The following is a 21,620-nucleotide window of genomic DNA, read 5'->3' as shown; positions in this document are numbered from 1 at the left end:
AACATGAATTAAGGTTGCATCATGCTTTTGGAAAACCTTTTTAAAAACGTCAAAGTAATGATGGATGCCCCTATAGACTGCTGTTTTGCATCCTCAGGTTGTTATTCAACCGCCGCTAATAGCTCTTCTTCTAAATGGGAGTCTTGCTCAACTTGCTTGGATTTTTTAGACTTTTTATAGGCCTGATAGCGACCGGGTTTATGATTGACTGCAATAAGTAAGTTTAGGGTTATCGCGCCAATAACAGACAAAATCACCAAATCTAAACTGAAGATAAAAATCGAAGACCCCAAAATTACAGAGTCCACTAGCAAACCAAAGTTGCCGGCTCTGATATTGTATTTATTCTGAAGGTATAGCGCTAAAATACCTAAGCCTCCTAGACTTGATTTATGCCTAAACATAATGAGTATACCCACACCAATCAACATTCCCCCCGCTACGGTGGCAAACAATGGATGAATACTTTCAATGTTAATCAAATGGGGTAATTGCTCGGTCATCACAGAAACCATAGACACCGAAATAAAGGTATTCACGGTAAAACGCTTACTTAGCTGGGTCCAAGCAATAAAGTAAAAAGGCAAATTGACCAGAAAAAACAGCAAACCAAAGTTCACATCAACAAGGTGAGTGCCAATAATGGCAATACCCGCGGTGCCGCCTGTGAGTAAATTATGAGTACCAAATAACATCACACCAAAAGAGACCAATACGCCAGCACAAAACAATGCCAGTACGTCTTCATAAAATCTGTGTGTTGGGAAATGCACTTGCTTACCTCTTTATGGTTATTTGGATTAAAAATGAGCTAATTTGCTGAGGCGCGGATTCTACAGACTTAGACTGGTATTGTTAGAGCATTAGACAGATCACTTTGCTAGTGTTCTTGGTGCATAAGTACTCTAATCTTTACGATTTTGGAGGGTTTTGTAAACAGCCTGTAGAAGAGATGTATCCCGACGTACAGCAGACTCTCTTAAACTGCATTTAGCTTGATAAGTCTAGTTACATAGAAAAAGGAATCAATAATGAATAAAGATACACAAGGCTTGTGTTTGTTTTTGGTCAGCCTTGGTCTTACACCTCAAGTTAAGCAACGTTTAGTTGCAGTGATTAAACAGCAAGTTATCTACAAATAAAAAATTTCTCAAACCAACCCAAATCTTGTTTCAAGTGCAAAAAAATAGGCACAACTATTAATAAATAGTTGTGCCTATTCAGAGTCTGCTTTAGGTCAGTTATACCCGTTCAAATACCGTAGCGATACCTTGACCTAACCCAATACACATAGTGGCTAAACCGATAGATTTATCCTCGGCTTCCATAAGGTTGATTAAGGTAGTGGAGATACGCGAGCCAGAACAGCCTAGTGGATGACCAAGGGCAATCGCGCCGCCGTTTAAGTTAACTTTGTCGTCAAAGCTATCAATCCAACCTAACTGTTTAATACAAGATAATGCTTGTGCGGCAAAAGCTTCGTTAAACTCGGCCAGTTCGATATCGGCCATAGTCATACCGGCACGTTTTAGTGCCTTTTGAGTAGCGGGAACAGGGCCAAAGCCCATAATCGCTGCGTCACAACCGGCTACTGCCATAGCGCGAATTTTAGCGCGCGGCGTTAACCCTAGTGCTTTGGCTCTGTCGGCAGACATGATTAACATAGCCGATGCACCATCAGATAACGCAGACGATGTGCCAGCTGTCACTGTACCGTTTACTGGATCAAACACTGGACGTAATGCGGCCATGGTTTCTACTGTGGAATCAGGGCGGATCACTTCATCTACCGAAATAGACTTTAATATGCCATCTGCATCATGACCTTGAGTCGCTACAATCTCGTTAGCCCAGCGGCCTTCAACGGTAGCTTTGTGCGCACGTTGATGCGAGCGAGCACCAAAAGCATCTTGCATCTCGCGGCTAATGCCGTTTTGACGGCCTAATAACTCGGCTGTCATGCCCATGTTGCCAGAGGCTTTAGCGGTGTGCTTGGCAATGCCCGGATGAAAGTCTAGGTTAAAATTCATCGGCACATGGCCCATGTGTTCAACCCCACCAATCATGTACACATCGCCGCGACCTGACATAATACCGCTAGTGGCATCGTGCAGCGCTTGCATAGACGAACCACATAAACGGTTAACGGTTACGGCACCTGTAGAGCGTGGAATGTCCGTTAACAACTGAGCGTTACGGGCAATGTTAAAGCCTTGCTCTTTGGTTTGCTGTACACAGCCCCAAATGATGTCTTCAATCTCGGTTGGGTCAAGGTTGGGATTACGTTCAACTAACTTTGACATTAGGTGAGCGGATAAGGTCTCTGCGCGCACATTTCTAAAAATACCGCCTTTAGAGCGACCCATAGGTGTGCGTATACAATCTACTACTACAACTTCTTTCATGATCTTCTCCAAAAACTATTGTGCAAAATATGATTTGTTCGAGGCGGCCATGTCGCGCACCCCATCAGAAATCTGATAAACCGCACCTAAATGCGCGTATTTATCGGCTAATGCCACAAAGTTGGCTAACCCCATGGTTTCGATATAGCGGAATATGCCACCTTTAAACGGCGGGAATCCTAAGCCATAAAGTAACGCCATATCGGCTTCGGCTGCACTGTCGATAATGCCTTCTTCTAGGCAGCGAATGGCTTCGTTAGCCATAGGGATCATCACACGAGCAATGATTTCTTCTTTATCGAATTCACGAGTTTCGGCGCAATGAGGCGCAAATAATTCGTAAGCTTCTGGTGCCGCAACTTTTGCGGGGCGACCACGTTTATCTAAGCTGAAGTTGTAAAACCCTTTGCCATTTTTCTGACCTAAACGGTCGGCTTTAAACAGCAAAGTCACCGGATCGTTTTCAATTTTTTGCATGCGCTCTGGAATGCCATCAGACATGACACCCGATGCGTGATCAGAGGTATCCATGCCTACCACATCTAGCAAGTACGCAGGGCCCATAGGCCAACCAAATACTTTCTCCATCACTTTATCAACGGCCACAAAGTCGGCACCGTCCATAATCAAACGGCTAAAACCTGCAAAGTATGGGAACAACACACGGTTCACTAAAAAGCCTGGGCAGTCGTTGACTACAATGGGGGTTTTACCCATTTTTAAGGTAGCTGCTACTACCGCAGAGATAGTTTCATCAGAGGTTTTTTCACCTCGGATAATTTCAACTAAAGGCATTTTATGCACAGGGTTAAAGAAATGCATACCGCAGAAACGCTCTGGTTTTTGCATACTTTTGGCTAGCTGGTTGATGGATATAGTCGACGTATTAGAAACAATAATTGCATCGTCAGACACATGTTGTTCAGTTTCGGCTAATACTATCGCTTTCACTTTAGGATTTTCGACAACCGCTTCAATCACTAAATCCACATCTTTAATAGCGGAATATTCAAGTGTAGGTACGATGTTATTTAAAGTGGTGGCCATTTTAGTGGCATCCACTTTACCGCGCTTCATACCTTTACCTAAGATAGTTGCCGCTTCTTTCAAGCCCAAATCCAGTGCGGCTTGATTGATGTCTTTCATGATAACAGGCGTGCCTTTTACCGCAGACTGGTAGGCAATACCGCCACCCATAATACCTGCGCCGAGCACAGCGGTTTGTTTAATCGCTTTAGTGGCGGCTTTGGCTTGTTTTTTACCTTTGCCTTTAACCAGTTGGTCGGCTAAGAAGATTCCCACTTGCGCTTTCGCTGCGTCAGATTTGGCCAGCTTAACAAAGCCTTGGTTTTCCAATTTAAGGGCACCATCGCGATCAAGGCCAGCGGCTTTTGAAATAGTTTCTACCATCATGTGGGGTGCAGGGTAATGTCTGCCTGCTTGAGCAGCTACCATAGCTTGTGCAGTAGAAAAACTCATCATAGCTTCGTTTTGATTCAATTTAAGCGGGGCTTTTTTCTCAGCGCGACGAGCTTGCCAATCTAAATCACCTGCTATGGCGTCTTTTAACATGCTAATAGCGGCAGCGGTTAATTTATCTGGGGAAACGACCGCATCAACGGCGCCTTCGGCCAATGCTTTTACGGCTTTGCGATCGCGGCCTGTGGTCATCCATTCTAAGGCGTTATCGGAACCAATTAAGCGAGGTAGGCGAACTGTGCCGCCAAAACCAGGCATTAAACCAAGTTTCACTTCTGGCAAACCGATAGCGGCAGTGGTATCTGCGACTCGTAAATCACAAGCTAAAGTCATTTCACAACCGCCACCTAAGGCAAAACCGTTGACTGCGGCGATAGTAGGTACGGCTAAATCTTCAAAGCGGTCGAACACTTGTGAAGTTTTGGCAACCCAAGCTAATACTTCTGCATCGGGCATGTCGAATAAGGCGGTAAATTCGGTGATATCTGCACCCACAATAAAGGTCGATTTTGCGGAGCGAACTACTACACCTTTTACGTCTGAATTTCCGGCAATGGCTTGCGTCGCAGCATCTAAATCTTCGACAGTTTGTCGGTCAAATTTGTTCACCGAACCTGGGGCATCAAATACTAATTCTGCAATGCCATCTTGCAGTAAAGTCACCGCGAGGCTTTTACCTTGGTATATCATTATCATCTCCTGTGGCTATCGCCAAAGCGTGGATTGTGAGGAGGCCAATACTTAGCCTTAAACAGATTGTTGTTAACATTTTTAGAAAGAGCAACCTATCTACTAACAACATTTTACATAAGATGTGGGTAAAGATACCCAATTCAACTGGTCATGCCAGCTAAAGTGATTTTTTTTGGAAATAGATACTTTTATTAACAGGCATTTTGTTAATATCAAGCTTACTCACTTTTTATCTCTTTTGGCTTTTTGGACATTGTGATTATTCGTTATTTTATCTGTTTTGTGATTTTATCTGTTTTGCCCATGCAACTCGCTATTGCACAGCAAAAACTGTCACGGGAACAACAACGCAAAATTTTTGTGAAGGCTGAAGGGCTTGCTCACAATCCCAATAGTAACGCGTATCAAAAGGCAATGAAGCAACTAGAAGGGTATCCCCTTAAGCCTTATGTTGAACTTAAAACCCTAAGTAAATTTCCTTTTATGGCCAACAAGGCGCCAATTGAACGTTTTCTATCCCAATATGAAGGGACTCCTTTAGATTTACCCTTAAGAAAAAAATGGCTGAGATATTTAAGTAAACAGAACCAACCTGAATTGTTTAGTCATTTCTATCGGGATATAGGGAATACCGGTTTTACCTGCAAGTATGGGGAAATATTGCTGCAAAAAGATCCCACTAGTAGTCAAGCATTTGAGTTGGCAGAGAAACTTTGGGTAGTCGGAAAATCACAACCTTCTGATTGTGATGCGTTATTTAAGCAATGGCAAAGCGCAGGCAAACGTACCCCTGATTTAATTTGGAAGAGATTATCCTTAGCGGCGGGTGGCGGCAACCATACCCTAGTCCCTTACTTAAAAACCCTGCTTCCACAAAATCAGCAATACTTAGCCGATCTTTGGTTAAAAGTACGTCGCTCACCTAGCCAAGTGTCTCGCCTGTCTAATTTCCCAGGAATATATAAAGAAAAAGAAGCTGAGATCCTGATTTATGGACTCAAGCGTTTAGTCAGCCATGACAGAGACTTAGCACTACGCAGTTGGCTCAAAATCTCTAAAAAATATAGCTTTACAGCTCAACAGCTCAAAAAGATATCTCATAGATTCGCGATTTTTTTAGCACTAAAAAATCACGACAAAGCAGAACTCTGGTTAGAGAAAGCCAGCCATTATGAACCCGATGCAGAATTATTACGCTGGCATTTAGCCCATGTATTAAGACAACAAAACTGGCAACATGCGCTGGATGTGATTAATTTTGTGCCTAAAGATGTATCTGCTGATAATGTATTCCAATACTGGAAAGCCCGAGCATACGAACAGCTAGGAGCTCAAGAGTTGTCTAAAACGGGATTACAAAAATTGTCAAAACAGCGCCACTACTATGGTTTTTTGGCCAGTGGCAAACTCTCAGAAGTAGCCAGTTTAAATGATAATCCATTACGGATATCCCAAGGAGACTTAGATGAATTAGCGGCCTTACCCGCTGCCCAAAGAGCCTTTGAATTCAGAGAATTGGGGCGTAATCTAAGCGCAAGACGAGAATGGATTTTCTTGCAACGCCAACTAACGCAACCACAAAAACTTACCGCTGCAGTGCTTGCCAGTAAACATAAATGGCATGACCAAGCCATTTTTGGTTTTTCTAAAGCTGGGTATCTTGATGATTTACGTCGGCGATTCCCTATGCCATTTGATAATCAGTTGCACTACAGCGCCAAGAAAAATAACATTGATGTGGCGTGGGCCTATGCCATCGTTAGGCGTGAAAGTTCTTTTATGCCCGATGCAGCGTCTCACGTTGGGGCCTTGGGTTTAATGCAGGTTATGCCGAGTACAGCTCGATATATTACTAAACAAAAAATTAGCAGGAAAAGTTTATTTAACCCCAATAGAAACGTCGAATTAGGTACGCAATACATGCGTTATTTAATGAACAAAGTGGATAATAACCCCATTTTGGCAACAGCCTCTTATAATGCCGGATGGCGTAGAGTCAAACAGTGGTTACCCAAACAAGACACTATTCCCTTGGATTTATGGATAGAAACTATTCCTTTTAAGGAAACCCGCAACTACGTTAAGGCAGTATTGGCCTACCAACAAATATACAGTCAACATTTAGGCAACAGTAAAAATCTATTTAAAGCACTAGCCACTATGGAAATACACCCTAAAACCTAAATATGACACAGCATACTTTTGGTTTTAGGCTTATGTTAACCTACATTGTTTTTTATTTATGAGAGTCGGGCATGTCAGCATACCATCAAATAGCACCATACTATCCACAGCATATTGCAGAGTTACAAAGCCGCACCCGTGAAGCCTTACAACGAGAAAGCATTGACGGCTTGATTATCCATTCTGGGCAAAGTAAACGATTATTTTTAGATGACAATCATTACCCCTTTAAAGTGAACCCGCAGTTTAAAGCGTGGTTGCCGGTTATTGATAATCCCAACTGTTGGCTGATAGTAAATGGTGTCGATAAGCCTAAGTTGGTGTTTTATCGACCTAAAGATTTTTGGCATAAAGTGCCTGATGAGCCAAACGATTTTTGGGCCGAACAGTTCGATATTGTATTACTCACCCAAGCGGATGCAGTAGAAAAACACCTACCCTTTGATAAAAGTAAATATGCTTATATTGGCGAATATATCGAAGTCGCAAAAGCGTTAGGTTTTGACCTCGTTAACCCAGACAGAGTCATACATTATCTAAATTATCAACGCGCCTATAAGACAGATTACGAATTAATCTGTATGCGAGAAGCAAATCGTATTGCAGTGGATGGACATCGTGCTGCGAAAATTGCGTTTGAACAGGGGCTCAGCGAATTCGATATTAACTTGGCCTACCTTTGTGCGGTTAGGCAAGGCGATAACCAAGTTCCTTACAATAATATTGTGGCGTTGAATGAAAATGCTTCGATTTTACATTATACAGAACTCGCTCAGGAGTCCCCTGCAGTAACTCGCTCTTTTCTAATCGATGCTGGGGCAAATTTTAATGGCTATGCTGCCGATATTACTCGCACCTATGCACGGGAAAATGGTCTATTTGCTGACTTAATTGAATCGATGCATAAGATTACCAAACAATGTATAGCAGCGTTAAAGCCCGGCGTATCTTATGTACAAATCCATATTCTGGCTTATCAACAAATAGCCGTGCTTCTGCAAGAGGCAAACATAATAAATTTGGCCGCTGAAGACATACTTGAAAGCGGTATTGTCAGTACTTTCTTTCCCCATGGTATTGGGCATTTCTTAGGGCTACAAGTGCATGACATGGGAGGCCATGTTTCTGATGACAGAGGAACGCCATGCCCAGCACCTGATGCTCATCCATTTTTACGATTAACGCGCTGTGTTGAAGCAAGGCAGGTTTTTACCATTGAGCCGGGACTATACTTTATTGATAGTTTGTTAGCGGATCTAAAAAGCACCGAGCACAGTAAATATATCAACTGGGATGTAGTAGACAGCCTACGTCCGTTTGGCGGGATCCGCATCGAAGATAACGTAATAGTACACCGCGATAGAAATGAAAACATGACCCGCGAGTTACATTTGAACTAACGCCAGTCGAGCACGAATCAACGAGTCTTTGATTCGTGCCAATAGTTAGTTTCTGTGAAGGGCTTATAGCAACAAGGCCGTGTTTGTTACTTCACTTACAAAGCCGTACATTTCCCTCGGCAGTACAATATGCAACTTGTCGAACTAACACGTTGACTTAACGCATAAATCTGGTTTTTCGTCTCAATTAGTTTACCCTGCTTCGAATATTTTAAGACGCCAAGTTGGATTGGTACACATTGATCGGAATTTTTTTCATGCCAAGACTGTTTATAAGCTGCCTTTTTTTTGTGATTTTTACGTATGGAACAGAAGTACAAGGCGAGCTATCGAATGAATACGCCGATTTAGATATTCCAAATGTGGCGGGAGAAATTGAGATTGATGGCGAGCTTAACGATACCCAGTGGCAACAAGCTAAACAACTAGAACTCAATTATGTTACTCAGCCCTTTGAGAACACGCGCCCACCAGTCAACACTCAAGTCAAAATCTTTGAAAATGGCGATACCTTGTATGTGGCCTTTATCGCGCAAGATGAAAATGTAGAGAACATCAGCGCGTTTTACCGAGACAGAGACAATATTTGGAGTGACGACACTGTTGGCATCAAGCTTGATACCTTCAACGATAGCCGTTTAGCTTACCAGTTTTTTGTTAATCCTTTTGGTATCCAAGCAGACTCTATTCAAAACGAAATGACCGGCAGTGAAAGTGACAGTTGGGACGATATCTGGCAATCGGCAGGTAAGATAGTCGCAAACGGTTATCAGGTAGAAATGGCTATTCCATTACGTATTCTAAACTTTAAGGAAGGCGACGAAAACAAGGTTTGGGGAGCTGAACTGGTTCGCTTTTATCCAAGAGAAGACCGTTTACGTATTTCGAACATGCCGCTAGATCGCAACAACGCCTGCAATTTGTGTCAACTAGGTTCAATTGGCGGATTTAAACAAGCCAAACAAGGCAAAAACCTAGCCGTTGTGCCCACTGTAGTTTTGGGTCAAGGAAGCAGCCGGGATCTTGACGAAAGCGTAGAGTGGCAAGACAGCAACAACACGGAAATGGGCCTTGATTTAAAGTGGGGCATTACCCCCGAAATATCTTTGCAAGCTACGCTTAATCCTGATTTTTCTCAGGTAGAAGCAGATGAAGCGCAATTGAGCATTAATGACACTTTTGCACTTTTTCTTGACGAGAAACGTACATTTTTCTTAGAAAATGCAGATTATTTTTCGAGTAACTACAACTTAGTGTACACCCGTAATGTAAGCGCGCCTGACTACGGCGCTAAAGTAACTGGCCGTAAAGATCAGCACACTTTCGGCGTTTTTGTGGCTAACGATGCATCAACTAATTTTTTAGTGCCCGGTAATTTAGGCTCTAGTGTGGCAAGTATTGAAGAAGAATCCCTTAACTTGGCACTGCGTTATCGTTTTGATGTCTCTAAAAAGTTGTCAGTGGGATGGACAGGCACAATGCGTGACGCCGAGGATTATTATAACTATGTTAATGGCATTGACGGCAAATATTTGTTGACCGAAAAGGATACGTTAAGTGCTCAAATATTACGCTCAGATACTCGCTATCCAATGGATCTATACCGAGAATTTTTGGATTCTGATTCGGAATCAAATAATGACGACACCATTCAACAAGAAACACCACAAGATACCCAAAGTGAGCAAAACGACATCTATACAGAAGCCGCGCTTCGCTTGCAGAAAACCGATAGCTTTAGTGGTAGAGCCTATAGACTGAGATATGATCATGAGGAGCGTGATTGGAATGTTTTTGTCAATCGAAATAGCCGCGATGCCGGTATTCGTACCGACTTAGGCTTTGGTTCTTTAACTGACCATCACCAATCCGTTGTGGGCGCGGGCTACAACTGGTTTAGCGAAAATTCTTGGTGGAACAGAATTAGAGTATTTGGTGATTGGGATATCAGTCACAACGACAATGACGAACTGATTGAAAAAGAAGCAGAGATACATCTGAGTGTAAATGGCCAGATGCAATCTTATTTTAGAGTAGGATTGGTTCAGCGAGATAAAGTAGGTTTGCGAGATGATCCTAATAATCTCAGCATTGCCAACAACAGCACTATGTTTACCGAGCAGCAAGGAAGAGGTTTCTTCGAAATGCGCCCTAGCCCTTCATGGTATTTCAGTACAGAGGCGCGTTTTGGTGATCAAATTGATTACGACAATAATCGCCTAGGTAAACAATTATGGGTGCGGCCTACTATTAATTTGGGGGTAGGTAAAAGCTTACAACTCAAGTTACGTCATACTTATCAACACTTTGATGTGCAAAGTCAGGCTCTTTTCACAGCGAACTTGTCGGATTTTCGTGCCACCTATCAGTTTGACCAACAACAGTTCTTACGCTTGATTTTGGTGTATTCAGATATTGAGCGCAATCAACAAAATTACACTTTTGACGTAGATGCCAGATCCAAAAACTTAGGGACACAACTATTGTATTCTTACAAAATCAATCCATTAACTAAGTTTTTTGTTGGCTATTCAGACTCGGCTTACCAAGATGATGAGCTTACCTTGGTTACTAAAAACGAACGCGCTGTATTTATGAAATTTAGTTATGCTTGGCTGATCTAACCTACAACTCCATACTGATTACTCCGCTAGAATAGTTTAGTATGGTGTCCCTTAACGAACCGCAATAGTGGCGAGTTGGATTATCAATTTAAAGTCGACAAGCTGTACTTGTCGAATAAGGACGTCAATTATGGAAAGTTTATTCGAATACATTTTCTCAGCCCCTATGCTTATTTTAGTGTTTGTAATGGTGCTACTGAAAACATCAATAAAGTTTGTCCCTCAAAATCGCGCTTATGTAATTGAACGTTTTGGAAAGTACCAGTCTAGTAAAGAAGCGGGCCTTAACTTTATCTTACCTTTTGTAGATCGTGTGGCTGCAGACCGCTCTCTTAAAGAACAAGCCGTTGATGTACCAGAACAAAGTGCAATCACCAAAGACAATATCTCGTTGCATGTTGATGGCGTATTATATTTCCGTGTTCTCGACCCATACAAAGCCACCTATGGTGTAGATGATTATGTGTTTGCGGTTACCCAGCTAGCGCAAACTACTATGCGTTCTGAACTCGGTAAAATGGAGCTAGACAAGACTTTTGAAGAAAGAGATATGCTTAACACCAACATAGTCACATCCATAAACGATGCGGCTGGCCCCTGGGGTATTCAAGTATTACGTTACGAAATTAAAGACATTGTGCCCCCACATTCTGTAATGGAAGCCATGGAAGCACAAATGAAGGCCGAACGGGTAAAACGAGCGCAAATATTAGAATCTGAAGGTGACAGACAAGCGGCCATTAACCGCGCCGAAGGTGAAAAAGCTTCAGTAGTATTAGCCGCCGAAGCTGACAAAGAAGAACAAGTATTAAGGGCGGAAGGTGAAGCCAAAGCCATAGTGGCAGTAGCCACCGCTCAGGCTGAAGCTCTTAGACAAGTCGGTGAAGCCGCTGCCACTACTGAAGGACAAAAAGCCATTCAATTGGATTTAGCCACAAAAGCTATCGAAGCTAAGCAGGCCATCGCTAAAGAATCATCAGTAGTACTATTACCCGATGGCGGCACAGAAGCGGCAGGCGTTGTGGCCCAAGCAATGACTATAATTAACCAACTAAATAAGGGGTAGTCTATGGAATGGATACTCAACAATTTGGCCGAGAGTTTACTTATATTAGGCATTAGCTTATTGGTGATTGAAGTGGCAGTATTAGGTTTTGCAACCTTTGTACTATTTTTTGTAGGCTGCGCTGTTGTTGTCACATCCGCTTTATTGTACTTAGGCATGATCCCCGAAACGTTATTGGCAGCGCTGCTTTGCACTGGAGTATTAACGGCTTTGTTTGCAGTCTTGTTGTGGAAACCTCTAAAAACTATGCAAACTAAGGTAGATACCACAAAAGCCAAAAGTGACCTTATTGGGCACAAATTTGTATTGGTAGAAGATGTAGGACCTGAATTAGTTCCAGTGTATCGATACTCGGGCATTGATTGGCGGTTAAAAGCCAATGACGTTATAAGGGCAGGTACTCAAGTTGAAGTCACAGATACTGAAGTTGGGGTGTTTCATATTAAGGCTAGCTAAGGTCAAAATATGCTATAAAAAAGCCATTAATTATATTTTTGCGGCTAAATATTCACCAAATTTAGTGTCGGATTTTTTAACACTAAAAGTGATTTTTTCAATGCAAAAGATGTAGGCGATTGAATTTAAATGATTTTTTATGTTGGCTTAAAATTTGCTTGTTGTGGGATGTAAGCTGTTTTTATTGTTAACTTACTTTCTAGTTAGTAAGATGAAAAGTCACAAACAATCTAATGTTGTATGTTGGTTCTTAATTGAACCTCAAGGAGAATGTTATGAATAGTAAATTTTTGAAATGTATTTTTGCGGTTGTATTTTCAATTAGCTTAGTTAGTCAAGCTAATGCAACGCTGATTGTTAAGGACGATGCTGGTATTGATTGGGCCTATTTAGGCTCTTATAATTTAGCAGATGGACCAAAATGGTTTGATGCTGACGGTAGTTGTAAACTTCCAGGTGCCAATCGACGTACATGTGGAGGAGATTTTGCAAACCCTGTGAATGGTATCGAAGCTGCAGGATTAATATTTGCGTTAGAGACTAATGAAATTTTTGCCATGTCAACTTCGCTAGCATTAGTAAATCATATGGCGTTTTATGACGAATATAAAGGTAACATTGCCGTTGAAATGGGCGAGGCGATTAGCGCTGATGCTGATGGCGATGGATTTTATAATTCATTTGGTGATGCTTCTGCATATATAAATGATAGAGCCGGAAGTGACGTAGTGAATTATGTATTTAAACGCGCAGTAGCTGTAGACGTACCAGAGCCTTCAGCTCTTGCTATTTTTGCATTGGCCCTTTGTGTTGTAACTACTCGTCGATTAAAACGCTAGATCTTAGCAACCTCTTTTCCTATAGGAATAGTTAACCTAACATTCCTAAGTTCCATACTGGTGTATAAGACGGCATACCTGATGCCGCCTTATACAGTCATATACTTCAGTGCTAAATCGAATTATTTGTTGCTGCCCATTTAAGTAAAATTATTAGGAATGTTGCCCATGCAAAATTTCACCATCTCAAAAGATGCTCAAATAGTAAATGTTAGCGGATCCGTGCAAATTGAATCCGGTAACAATATCGCATTACAAAACGGTGATAGTCTTAAATCTGGTACAGTGTTAAACCTTGCCCGAGGCAGTGAAATTACTTTAGTTTTTGATGATGGTATTGAACAAACAGTAACCGCTGAATTTGATGAGTTACTTGATACTGATGCTATCGTAGCAGAACCGCTTTCTGAACCGGTAAATGCGCAGTTTCAAACTTCGAGTGCTGAACTATTAGGCGATGAACAGGCTGAAATTGAAGCTATTCAAACATTAATTGAGTCTGGCGATGAAGTAGAGATTCCAGATGTCGATACTGCTGCAGGTGGTTTGACGGCTAACGAAGGAACGGATTTTGTTACTTTAGACAGAGATGGAAATGAGCTCTTAGCTGGCGCAGGCTATGACACAGCTGAATTGGAGAGTACTCCTGGGGCGGCAGATGAGCGGGCTAATCCAGACGTTATAGAAACGATTAACCCTTCACCAGTAGATCCTGCGCCTATTGACCCGGTTGACCCAATTGACCCGGTTGACCCTGTTGACCCTGTTGACCCGGTTGACCCAATTGACCCAATTGACCCTGTTGACCCTGTTGACCCTGTTGACCCTGCTGACCCTGTTGACCCTGTCAACGCCCTACCTGAAGCGGTGAATGACAGCTTTAATATCGATGAAAACACGTCCCTTAACGGCGAAGTGATCAGCAACGATGACTTGGGTGATAACCCGACCACAGTGACGGCCTTTGATGCCACGTCTACTGGTGGCGGCACAGTGAATGTGAACCCAGATGGGACTTTCAGTTACACCCCAGCGACAGATTTTGTGGGTGCAGATACCTTCACCTATACCATCACCGATGTGGATGGCGACACAAGTACCGCAACCGTGACCATCAATGTGGCCGAAGTGATAGTCGATGCCCTACCTGAAGCGGTGAATGACAGCTTTAATATCGATGAAAACACGTCCCTTAACGGCGAAGTGATCAGCAACGATGACTTGGGTGATAACCCGACCACAGTGACGGCCTTTGATGCCACGTCTACTGGTGGCGGCACAGTGAATGTGAACCCAGATGGGACTTTCAGTTACACCCCAGCGACAGATTTTGTGGGTGCAGATACCTTCACCTATACCATCACCGATGTGGATGGCGACACAAGTACCGCAACCGTGACCATCAATGTGGCCAATGTAAACGTTCCACCAGTTGCTGAAGATGACAACTTCAGCATGGACGAAGGAACTACGGTTTCTGGCAATGTCATAAGCCATGTTGATGGTAATGGTGATGATGCAATGGATACTGACGATGAAGGTGGAGTTCTTAATGTCACCCATGTCAATAGCCAAGCATTGGCATTTGATGCCAATACAGGGGATGCCATTTTTACCGTAATCGACGGTGTATATACTGCGGTAACGGAAGCAGATGTATTACTATTTAATGGTTCGACATTCAGCGGATTACAAGACAATGGGATCTTGCGTATTAAAGCTGATGGGCAATTTAGCTATGAAAATAAAGGTTTCTTAGAAGGCTCACCTGAACCTAGCTTTGAGTACACCATTAGTGATGGTATAGAAACCGATACTGCCAGAGTGGCTATAGCAATTGAAACTAATGCGCCTACTGCAAATAATGATGAGACCGGATTTGTGTTTAGTGAAGGGAATCCAAGGGATATCGAAGGAAATGTAACGGGTATATTTTGGGGCAGTTCGGGGGATGCACCTGATGATTTTGGTTCCGATGGTGAAGGTTCACCTGCGGTTACACAAGTCGAATATATGGGAGCTGTGCATTTATTGGATATAAGTCACACTTGGAATAATCCACTCAGGATAGATACAGATTTTGGTGAGTTGTATATAGATAACTTGGGAAGTTATAGGTTCGAACAAAAAGATGATCTCACATTAGAGGAAATTACCGGACAGGGTATTCCAACAAATAGTGAAGGAAACTTAGAGTTAGGCTTTACCTATACTATTCAAGATGGGGATTCCCTTAATGCAGAAACGGCTTCCGCTGACTTAATTATTGAAATTGTAGCGCCAGAATTACCAAGTGCTTCGCCTAATGCTGTGGATATGTCTATTGACGAAATGAGTGGCACAATCGACACTGATTTTGCGGCAAAAACATTATTACCAGTGGCTGAATTAATGTCTTTAGATTCTGGAGATTTAAGTGATATTTTGTCTGATGGGCAAGTTAATGAACTTGAATCTTACTTGGCTAATATAAGTGAAGATGACGTTTCTAGTACTAAGTTTGAACAATCGGGTGTTTTCAAAGCTTCCCAAGCAGAAGACATTGTCGTGTTGGAAAAAGATGAGGTTGATGCCCATAGTGCTTCAGCGAAAATTGTCTCGAACGGCTTGTTAGAAGAAGGTGGCATCATCATCAGTGATCAGGCCGCTGCGGCTAATGCACCTGTTGCTGAATTAGACTCGCCAGAGTTGATATAGTAGAGTATTTAGTCTTCACCCGTAGTGTCCATAACACAGCCATATTTTTGTTGGCTGTGTTATGTTTGATGTGTCAGTTGTAAGGAATCTAAAACTCAGTGCAATCCTCAGCTCAATCTCCTAGTGAATGGACAATAAGCGCTTCGCAGCGTTTAACGTCTGATCCTTTATTAGACAGCCTAGTATTGTTGACTGAGCACTTTGGTGATCCCTGTTCTGCTGAAGCGTTAACTGCGGGATTACCGCTTACTGCAAATTACCTTACACCAGAACTTCTCCCGCAAGCTGCTTCACGCGCCGGACTCAGTGCCAAATTAGTTCGTAAAGGGTTAAACGAATTACCCTCTATGTTGTTACCTTGCATCCTCATGCTCAAAGACAAACAAGCCTGTGTGTTGCAAGAGCTCAATCTCGAAGAAAATAAAGCAATTGTTACCTTGCCCGAAACGGGGGGGGAAGAGCAGCTCTCGATTGAACAGCTCGAATCAAATTTTGTTGGTTATTTATTTCTGATAAAGCAGCAGTATCGAGGTGACAGAAATTTTGATGTACATATCAATGACTCTAAAAAACACTGGTTATGGCAACACATAAAAGACGCCACACCTATCTACCGCGACGTAATTATTGCCTCTGTAATGGTAAATATTTTCACCTTGGTGTCGCCGCTTTTTGTGATGAATATTTACGATAAAGTTGTACCTAACCTTGCGTTTGAATCTTTATGGGTGTTAGCCATTGGTGCGGGTGTGGCTTATATTTTTGACTTTATCTTAAAGCAGTTACGTGGTTATTTAATTGATGTAGCAGGGAAAAAAGTCGATATAGAGGTTTCTTCAAAACTTTTCGCTAAAGTTGTGGGTATCCCTCTTGAAAAACGGGCGCCTAGTATTGGCGGTATGGCCAAACAAATATCTGAATTTGATAATGTAAGAGAGTTTTTTTCCTCGGCTACCATCACCGCATTAGTGGATTTGCCATTTGCTTTGTTATTTATGTTTTGCATTTGGTTAGTGGCAGGTGATCTGGTTTTATTTCCCATTGTCGCTACCTTGCTTATCATAGGTTATACGGCTTTCACTCAACCGAAACTGCGTGCCGCAATTGAAGAAAGTAATAAATTTTCCAGTTTACGCCATGGTCATCTCGTCGAGTGTTTAGGAGCGCTTGAGTCAATAAAAGCTAATGGCGCAGAGGGTGTAGTACAAAATGCTTGGCAACAGATGATAGGACACACCTCTAGCTGGTTACTTAAATCTAAAATGATCACTAATTCAGTTATCAATTTTTCCAGCTTTATGGTGCAAATTTCGGTGGTTGCCGTGGTTGTGTTAGGTGTTTATCGTGTCGCAGATAACCTTATATCTATGGGCGGGATCATTGCTGCTGTGATGCTAACGGGCCGCGCCATTTCACCCGTGGCGAAACTTGCAGGCTTAATGACACGTTCCAATCAAACCATCAGTGCATTACGACAGCTCGATAGTTTAATGCTGCAAGAAGGTGAGTTTGAAGATAAGGCTCATCTCGCTAGCCGACCTAAATTGTCAGGCAATATCAGTGCAGAAGGCGTTAGTTTTACTTATCCAGAAGCAACCACTAGTGCTTTGCACACTATGTCTATCGATATTAAAAATGGTGAGAAAATTGCCATAGTAGGGCGTAACGGTTCAGGCAAAACCACCTTAGCCAAGTTACTACTGGGATTGTACCAGCCTACAGTAGGCAGTATGCGATTTGACGGTCTTAATCACCAGCAAATACACCCAAGTGATTTGCGTCGAAATATTGGCTATTTGCCCCAAGATATCACCCTGTTTCATGGCACTATTCGTGACAACATCTTGTTTGGCACGCGGCAAGTTACTGAATATCAACTTATCAGAGCCGTGCAGCTTTCAGGAGTCAACACCTTTACTGATCATGAAACCCAAGGTCTTGATTTGCAAGTTGGCGAAAATGGCAGCACCCTCTCTCGTGGTCAGCGACAATCGATTGCACTCGCACGAGCTATTTTAAATACACCACAAATATTGCTATTAGATGAACCCACAGCCAGTTTAGATGCGCGGGCCGAACAACAATTTATCAAATCAATTAGTGCCACAGCGACCGACAGAACCTTATTATTAATCACCCACAAAATGGACTTATTGTCTCTAGTAGATAGGATTATCGTTTTAGAAAAAGGCAAGTTAGTAATAGATGGCCCTAAGGATGTTGTTTTGCAAAAACTAAAAAATGGTAAAGCCAATTCGGTGGTTAATTTATGAAGGTTAGCCAAAAAGACTTAGAAATGGCCGATGATGTGTATGGGGCGATGTTAACCGAAGTACCTAGTTTGCATCGCTTAATTATATGGTCAATGGCAGGGTTGTTAGTTAGTTTTATTGTTTGGGCCTACTTTTCTGCCTTAGATCAAGTGACTTCTGGGATGGGTAAGGTTATCCCTTCTTCGCAAATACAGGTTATTCAGAGTTTAGATGGTGGCGTGTTGCAACAATGGTTTGTGCAAGAAGGTATGCAAGTGGTCAAAGACCAGCCTATCGCGCGCATTGATGATACTCGCTTTCGCTCTGATTTTGCCGAACAAAAACAGGAAGTCGATGGCTTACGGGCAAATATAATCCGATTAAGAGCCGAACTATCAAGTATTTTAGTGGGAGACAATGATGACTGGGAGCTGCAAATTGTTATAACCGAGCAACCACCTGTCTACCCTGATGATCTTAATAAAACGGCCGAGTTCTTGGTTAAACGGCAACAAGAGGAGTACTCAGGTCGACTCGATAATTTAATTAATCAACTGGCAATCCAGAGCCAACAAATCAAGCAGCGGGAACAAGAAATAACCGAACTCGAGTCCAAAATAAACACTTTGAATGTCAGTTATCGTCTAGCCCAAAAAGAGCTGGCATTAACCCGCCCACTAGCCGAAAAACTGATCGTATCTAAGATAGAATTGTTTAAATTAGAGCGCAGTGTGAATGACTTAAAAGGTGAACTTGATGCAGTGCGTCTTCTGGCGCCACAATCCAAGTCCACACTGCAAGAAGCAATATTAAACCGGCGCGAGACAGTATTAACCTATCGCACCGAAGTAAGGGCTCAGCTAAATGAATTACAAACAAAGCTTTCACGGATCAATGAATCACAAGTGAGTGCTCAAGATAAAGTCACAAAAGCGCTAATATTGTCACCCGTTGTTGGTACCATTAAAACTATACATATTAATACCTTAGGTGGAGTGGTTAAACCGGGTGAAACCATAGCTGAAATAGTCCCAACCGAAGATAGGTTAATGGTGGAGGCGAGAATAAAACCTAGAGATATTGGTTTTATTTATCCTGGTCTGCCAGCAATTGTTAAAATTACTGCCTATGATTTTGCTCGTTATGGGGGACTAACCGGTAAGGTTGAACATATTAGTGCCGATACCACTCAAGACGAAGAAGGTAATAGTTTTTATGTTATTCGCGTGCGTACAGATGCTTCAAGTATTAAAAATAAACATCAGGAAGAAATGCCCATTATACCCGGCATGATGACTAATGTTGACGTCATCACTGGCAAGAGAACGATTTTAGAATACATATTGAATCCGCTTTTACGGGCTAATGAAGCCGCTCTTCGAGAGCGCTAGAGCGTAAATAAACCCAAACAACAAAATTTGGAATTTTTATGAATAAGAGTTTATTCACTAAAGGCATAAGGGCAGCGATTTATACTTTATGTTTAGCATCAACAAGCGGTACGCATTTATATGCGCAAAGTTTAGAGCAAACCGTTGCCCTAGCATTAGACACTCATCCCGATATTCGTCAGGCGTTCGCCCGTTTTAAATCGAAAGAGGAAGACGTGAACCGGGCTTCTGCTGGGTATTTACCTACTGTGGATATTACCGCTGGATATGGGTACGAATACACAGATACGCCAGGTAATCGCCGCGCTGATTTAGGTTTTAGCGAGGGTGAAACAGAGCTTAGACGAGGTGAATTTGGTGTCAGCCTAAGGCAAATGTTGTTTGATGGTATGTTTACCAGTAGTGAAGTAAAACGCACTAAGTACGAAGCGAGTGCCGAGCAATGGGCGCTAATCAGCACGGCTGAAGATCTGGCATTGTCGGTGAGCAAAGGTTATTTAAATCATCTAAAAAATCAACAGCTTGTGACATTGTCTGAGAAAAATGTCGCCTCACATCAGCAAATTTACAAGCAGATTAAAGAACGCACAGATTCTGGTATGGGAAGTATTGCGGACTTGTCACAAGTAACGGGGCGTTTAGCCCGGGCTCAGTCCAATTTAATTTCTGCCCGCAACAATCTTAGAGATGCCCGAGCAGAGTTTATTAGCTTAACTAACATCGCGCCATCTGATTTAGTTATGCCGGTACCCGATGCCGATATGTTACCGAAAGACAGTGCGAGCGGACTCATTTCGGCTATAGAACGTCACCCTCTCATTAAGTCTGCTAGACAAGATATCAATGCCGCCCGTGCATATGGTGGTTCGGTGCAAGCTAATTATTACCCTAAACTATCCCTAGAGCTAGATGCGAATGTAGATAATGATATAGCAGGTGAAGACGGACTGAATAGAAATGGGATAAGTGTAGGCGGCTATCGTAACGACCTCACTGTGATGTTGCGTATGCGTTATAACCTTTATTCAGGTGGTAAGGATATAGCTCTAGAGCGCAGTGCTGCTTATAAAACAACGGAAGCCCAAGAAATTAACTACCGCGCCCATCGTGAAGTGACAGAAAGTTTCGGTTTGGCGTGGAATGCCTATGAAATGCTCGGTTTACAAAAACAATATATCCAACAACATGTAGTGACCTCAAAAGAAACCCAACAGGCTTATCAACAACAATTTACCCTAGGGCAGAGAAATTTACTGGACTTATTAGATACAGAAAATGAATTGTTCCAAGCGCGTAAAGACTACTTAGATGCAAACTTTGACGAATTAGGCGCCAGATACCGGCTATTAAACGTCACAGGTCAATTACTTGCATCATTGCGTGTGACCCGTTCGCAGAAATGGCAGGGAGAGCATGAATATGGGCAAGGAGATGATCATGAATAACATTACACAAACCAAGGTTTACCCAGTTTTAAGATTATCAACCTTACTATGTAGCATTTTTTTACTTAGTGCTTGTGCTGGCAATAGTATTGTTAAACTAGAAGACAGTGTAGAACAGCTCAAAGACCTAAATGACCATGACCGAGATGGTGTAATAGAAGCGCGAGACAAATGTGCAGACACTGTGCTTGGAGCGATTATTGATAACTATGGATGTGGTACCCAAACCTCATATGTTGAACCCCATAAAGTTGACATTAAATTTGCCCATAATTCATATGTGCTATCAGCATCAGCTTTAACTAAAATTCAAGAAATGGCTGATTTTCTTGTAAAAAATGAACAATTAAAAGTTCTCATTGAAGGGCATACCAGCAAAGTTGGAGGACTCCAACTCAATCAAACATTATCAGATAACCGAGCAAAAACCGTGGTGGATATGTTAACTGATGAGTTCAATATTGCTCCTGAGCGAGTGTCATTTAAAGGATACGGCTTTGAGCGCCTAGCCGATTTTGCTGATAATGAAGCAGCCCATGCCGCAAATCGTAGAATTGTGGCCGAGTTAAGTCAGACCGTGAATACCGATAACATGATGTGGACAATTTATACGGTGGATGAAATTCAATGATAATTAAGGAGTAATATGAGGGCATACCATTTTATAACAGCGATGTTATTAAAAAAGC

Annotated in this window: 14 protein-coding genes; 11 read left to right on the top strand and 3 right to left on the bottom strand. The window is 42.3% G+C overall.

The window, feature by feature from the left end:
- Nucleotides 1–101 precede the first annotated feature (101 nt).
- The 3 genes from Q0688_RS01840 to fadB form a co-directional block, all read right to left on the bottom strand.
- Nucleotides 102–773, bottom strand: a complete 672-nt coding sequence (locus Q0688_RS01840; protein ID WP_299072382.1) for a YitT family protein — start codon at nucleotides 771–773, stop codon at nucleotides 102–104.
- 468 nt (nucleotides 774–1,241) lie between these two features.
- A complete protein-coding gene (gene fadA / locus Q0688_RS01835) occupies nucleotides 1,242–2,405 on the bottom strand; it encodes an acetyl-CoA C-acyltransferase FadA (protein WP_299072380.1) in 1,164 nt (387 codons plus the stop codon).
- 15 nt (nucleotides 2,406–2,420) lie between these two features.
- Nucleotides 2,421–4,574 (bottom strand): fatty acid oxidation complex subunit alpha FadB, encoded by a 2,154-nt coding sequence (gene fadB / locus Q0688_RS01830; protein ID WP_299072377.1) that lies wholly within the window; start codon nucleotides 4,572–4,574, stop codon nucleotides 2,421–2,423.
- A gap of 258 nt (nucleotides 4,575–4,832) precedes the next feature.
- Here fadB and Q0688_RS01825 point away from each other — a divergent pair, with 258 nt between their 5' ends.
- The 11 genes from Q0688_RS01825 to Q0688_RS01775 all read left to right on the top strand — a co-directional run bounded on the left by Q0688_RS01825 (nucleotide 4,833) and on the right by Q0688_RS01775 (nucleotide 21,562).
- Complete coding sequence (locus tag Q0688_RS01825; RefSeq protein WP_299072372.1) at nucleotides 4,833–6,761, top strand: lytic transglycosylase domain-containing protein; 1,929 nt, start codon at nucleotides 4,833–4,835, stop codon at nucleotides 6,759–6,761.
- A gap of 71 nt (nucleotides 6,762–6,832) precedes the next feature.
- Nucleotides 6,833–8,161, top strand: coding sequence for a Xaa-Pro dipeptidase (gene pepQ / locus Q0688_RS01820; protein ID WP_299072369.1), 1,329 nt, complete (start codon nucleotides 6,833–6,835; stop codon nucleotides 8,159–8,161).
- A gap of 257 nt (nucleotides 8,162–8,418) precedes the next feature.
- A complete protein-coding gene (locus tag Q0688_RS01815; RefSeq protein ID WP_299072366.1) occupies nucleotides 8,419–10,785 on the top strand; it encodes a DUF5916 domain-containing protein in 2,367 nt (788 codons plus the stop codon).
- A gap of 130 nt (nucleotides 10,786–10,915) precedes the next feature.
- A complete protein-coding gene (locus Q0688_RS01810; RefSeq protein ID WP_299072361.1) occupies nucleotides 10,916–11,851 on the top strand; it encodes an SPFH domain-containing protein in 936 nt (311 codons plus the stop codon).
- Between the two features lie 3 nt (nucleotides 11,852–11,854).
- Nucleotides 11,855–12,307: an NfeD family protein gene (locus Q0688_RS01805; protein ID WP_299072358.1), complete on the top strand. Its 453-nt coding sequence runs from the start codon at nucleotides 11,855–11,857 to the stop codon at nucleotides 12,305–12,307.
- 275 nt (nucleotides 12,308–12,582) lie between these two features.
- The gene (locus Q0688_RS01800; protein WP_299072355.1) at nucleotides 12,583–13,146 is read left to right on the top strand and encodes a PEP-CTERM sorting domain-containing protein; all 564 of its coding nucleotides are present in this window, start codon (nucleotides 12,583–12,585) and stop codon (nucleotides 13,144–13,146) included.
- A 168-nt stretch (nucleotides 13,147–13,314) separates the two neighbouring features.
- Nucleotides 13,315–15,843: a retention module-containing protein gene (locus Q0688_RS01795; RefSeq protein WP_299072352.1), complete on the top strand. Its 2,529-nt coding sequence runs from the start codon at nucleotides 13,315–13,317 to the stop codon at nucleotides 15,841–15,843.
- 98 nt (nucleotides 15,844–15,941) lie between these two features.
- Nucleotides 15,942–18,116, top strand: a complete 2,175-nt coding sequence (locus tag Q0688_RS01790) for a type I secretion system permease/ATPase (RefSeq protein ID WP_299072349.1) — start codon at nucleotides 15,942–15,944, stop codon at nucleotides 18,114–18,116.
- Complete coding sequence (locus tag Q0688_RS01785) at nucleotides 18,113–19,486, top strand: HlyD family type I secretion periplasmic adaptor subunit (protein ID WP_299072346.1); 1,374 nt, start codon at nucleotides 18,113–18,115, stop codon at nucleotides 19,484–19,486. Before Q0688_RS01790 ends, Q0688_RS01785 begins: the two co-directional genes overlap by 4 nt.
- Nucleotides 19,487–19,524: 38 nt before the next feature.
- Complete coding sequence (locus tag Q0688_RS01780) at nucleotides 19,525–20,931, top strand: TolC family outer membrane protein (RefSeq protein ID WP_299072343.1); 1,407 nt, start codon at nucleotides 19,525–19,527, stop codon at nucleotides 20,929–20,931.
- Nucleotides 20,924–21,562, top strand: coding sequence for an OmpA family protein (locus Q0688_RS01775; RefSeq protein ID WP_299072340.1), 639 nt, complete (start codon nucleotides 20,924–20,926; stop codon nucleotides 21,560–21,562). The genes Q0688_RS01780 and Q0688_RS01775 overlap by 8 nt, the downstream gene beginning before the upstream one ends.
- Nucleotides 21,563–21,620 lie beyond the last annotated feature (58 nt).

The sequence above is a fragment of the uncultured Paraglaciecola sp. genome, from assembly GCF_937123705.1.
Taxonomy (GTDB): domain Bacteria; phylum Pseudomonadota; class Gammaproteobacteria; order Enterobacterales; family Alteromonadaceae; genus Paraglaciecola.
The sequence above is the reverse complement of the archived record's forward strand: the minus strand, read 5'-3'. Positions and strand labels throughout refer to the sequence as shown.